At 77.0% G+C, this 2,842-nt stretch carries 3 protein-coding genes; 2 read left to right on the top strand and 1 reads right to left on the bottom strand.

Annotated features, from left to right (window positions below; all coding sequences use genetic code 11):
• Nucleotides 1–1,130 (bottom strand): hypothetical protein (locus tag AWW66_RS31830; RefSeq protein ID WP_157528297.1); only part of this gene is annotated, 1,130 nt, incomplete at its 3' end.
• Between the two features lie 417 nt (nucleotides 1,131–1,547).
• Between AWW66_RS31830 and paaI the strand changes: the two genes are divergently transcribed.
• Both paaI and AWW66_RS31840 read left to right on the top strand, forming a co-directional pair.
• Entirely contained in the window at nucleotides 1,548–1,937 is a 390-nt protein-coding gene (gene paaI / locus AWW66_RS31835) for a hydroxyphenylacetyl-CoA thioesterase PaaI (protein ID WP_067374454.1), read from the top strand.
• A 140-nt stretch (nucleotides 1,938–2,077) separates the two neighbouring features.
• Nucleotides 2,078–2,662, top strand: a complete 585-nt coding sequence (locus AWW66_RS31840; protein ID WP_067374449.1) for a dienelactone hydrolase family protein — start codon at nucleotides 2,078–2,080, stop codon at nucleotides 2,660–2,662.
• The last annotated feature ends 180 nt before the right edge of the window (nucleotides 2,663–2,842 follow it).

The raw sequence follows: 2,842 nt of genomic DNA on the forward strand, positions 1-2,842 counted from the left end.
GGGTACCGGTCGCCCCGGTCGTCCGCCGCACCGGCCGGGGCGGGCACCACCGGCCGGGTACCGGGGGCCGGTGCGGCGGGGCGGGCCGCCAGCCCGCCGAGCACGGCACCGACGATCGCGCTGAGGGTGACGGTCCCGGTGGCCACCTCCGGCGTCCACCGCAGCCCGTCGGCCAGCGCCAGGCCGACCAGGTGCCCGGACCAGACCAGCCCGGTGAAGACCGCCCCGGCCAGCGGCAACCGCAGCGCGGCGGCCGGGCCACGGACCGCGTCGAGCCGGTGCAGCACCCCGTCGGCGACGGCCGCGCCGCCGACCGCGCCCACGGCCGCGACGGTCTGCGACACCGGGAACTCGTACATGCCGAGGGTGAACAGGGCCACCCCGGCGACCACCGCCGTACCGGCGACCGGGGCGGCCCGCCGCCGGTGCAGCAACAGGAACGGCACCACCAGCAGGACGGTGGTGACCAGGTACGCGTCCACGCCGAGCAGCGCCGCCTGCTGCTCGGCCGGCGGCCCGAGCGGGCGGGTCGGTGCCGTGGTGAGCAGCGCCGACGAGTGGCTGAGCAGGATCGTCGGGGTCATCGCGGCGAGCGTCGCCGCGCCGACCCCGGTGACCGTCCGCAGCCCACCCTCCCCGGTGTGCCACCAGGACCGCAGCGGGCTGGTGACCAGTAGCAGCGCGCCACCGTCCAGCAGCAGGTGGCTCGGGCTGAACGAGGCATCCAGGCCGACCTCCACCCCGAGGGTCTCGTGCCAGGTGAGGTCGGCCAGCGCCGCCGCTGCGAAGACGACCACGCCGAGCGCGCCGACCCGGTACCCGGCCGGCCACCCGTCGCGCCACCAGCGCGGGGCGTGCGCCCGGCGCCGGTACGCCACCCAGAACGTCCACGCCGCCGTCCCGGTGAAGCCGGCGTAGAGCAGGCCGTGCCACGGCGTGAAGAAGCCCTCGATGGTCTCGATCACGTTGGTGTGCGCCCACCCGTCGGCGAGCGCGCCGCCGATCAGGCAGGTCGACAGCAGCAGGGTGACCAGGTCCTCCCGCCGACTGGCCGGCGGCACGAGCCGGCCGACCGGCGGGCAAGGGCCGCCCCCGGCGGCTGGTACCGCCCCGACGTCACTGCGCGTCACCGCCGTCTCCCGTCCGCACGGACCGGTGTCGACTGACGATGCCGGTTCCGCTGCTGGTCAGGGCGGCGACAGCGGCGCTGGCGCACCACCCCGACATGCTTTGCGTCATTGTGCCGTGCCACTGCGTGATGGTGGGGATGCCGCGCGGGTCACGGTGGGGGTGCCGCGTGGGCGGGTCCCGGCCGGCGGGGCGACGGGGCCGGCGTACCGTACCCGGACGGCGACCCGGCCGTGGACGGCCGCGACCGGGCCGCCGTGGCGTGGTGACGACGACCCGGCCGTGGCACGGCCCGGCATGGCGGGAGGGAGACTCCGGTGGGCAAGGGTGGAACCGGCGGCCAGCCGTCGACGGACGGACGCCCGGCGGGGCCCGACGACGGCCCCGGCACGCCGCCGGGGCGCACCGCCGCGCACGACATGTTCGACGCCGACGTCGCCTCGCGCGGGCTCGGCATCGAACTGGTGTCGGCCGGGGAGGGCGTCGCGGTGGCCCGGATGCGGGTGACCGCGACGATGCTCAACGGTCACGCCATCGCCCACGGCGGGTTCGTGTTCCTGCTCGCCGACACCGCCTTCGCCCTGGCCTGCAACAGCCGGGGGCTGGTCACCGTCGCCGCCGGTGCCGAGATCAGCTTCGTCCGGCCGGTGCGCGCCGGTGACCTGCTGGTGGCCCGCGCCGCCGAGCGGACCCGGTACGGGCGCAGCGGCATCTACGACGTCACGGTTACCCGGGACGACGAGGTGGTCGCGGAGTTCCGGGGACGCAGCCGCGCCCTGTCCCGGCCCGAGGGTCCGTCGGTTGGTTGACCCCGCGCCGACCGTTCGTCGGCCGGGTGGCTCCGCGCCGACCGTTCGTCGGCCGGGTGGCTCCGCGCCGGTCGCGGGGCGTGGGGGTCGGCCGGCCCGGCGTACCCGAGGTTGTCGGTGCCGTCGGGCACGATGGCCGGATGAGCGAGATCCTGCTGTTCCACTCCGTCCTCGGGCTGCGGCCGGCGGTGACGGCCGCCGCGCAGCGGCTGCGGGCGGCCGGGCACCGGGTGCACACCCCGGACCTGTACGGCCAGGCGGCGGTCGACACCATCGACGAGGGGTTCGCCCTGCTCGCCCGCGTCGGGCAGGACGTGGTGCTGGAGCGGGCCCGCGCCGCGCTGCGTGGGCTGACCACCGATCCGGTGCTCGCCGGCATGTCGATGGGCGCCGGCATCGCGGGTGCGCTGCTCGCCGACCGGCCCGGTACGCCCGCGCTGCTGCTCCTGCACGGCACCGGTGGCGCCCCGGAGGTGGTCCGTCCGGGCCTGCCGGTGCGACTGCACATCGCCGACCCCGACGAGTACGATCCGCCGGCCGAGGTGACCGACTGGCACCGGTCGATGGTCACGGCCGGTGCGGACGTGTCGGTGTGCCGCTACCCCGGGGTCGGGCACCTCTACACCGATCCCGGGACGCCTGAGTACGCTCCGGCGAGCGCCGAGCTGACCTGGGAACGGTCCCTGGCCTTCCTGGCCGGGCTGCCCTCGCGGGTCGACGGGTAGCCCGCGACGCCGTCGCGCACCGGGGCGGGGTGTGGTCACCCACCCGGTGCGTCGTGTCGGGTCGTGCGGGTCAGGCGGCCAGGGCTGGTCGGACGGCTGGTCGGCCGGCCGCAGACGGGAGGCGGTCCACCCGGCGGGCGGTACCGGGTGGCAGGGGCGCGTCGTCGCGCGCCGTGGCGG

The sequence above is a fragment of the Micromonospora rosaria genome (assembly GCF_001567585.1).
GTDB classification, from domain to species: Bacteria; Actinomycetota; Actinomycetes; order Mycobacteriales; family Micromonosporaceae; genus Micromonospora; species Micromonospora rosaria.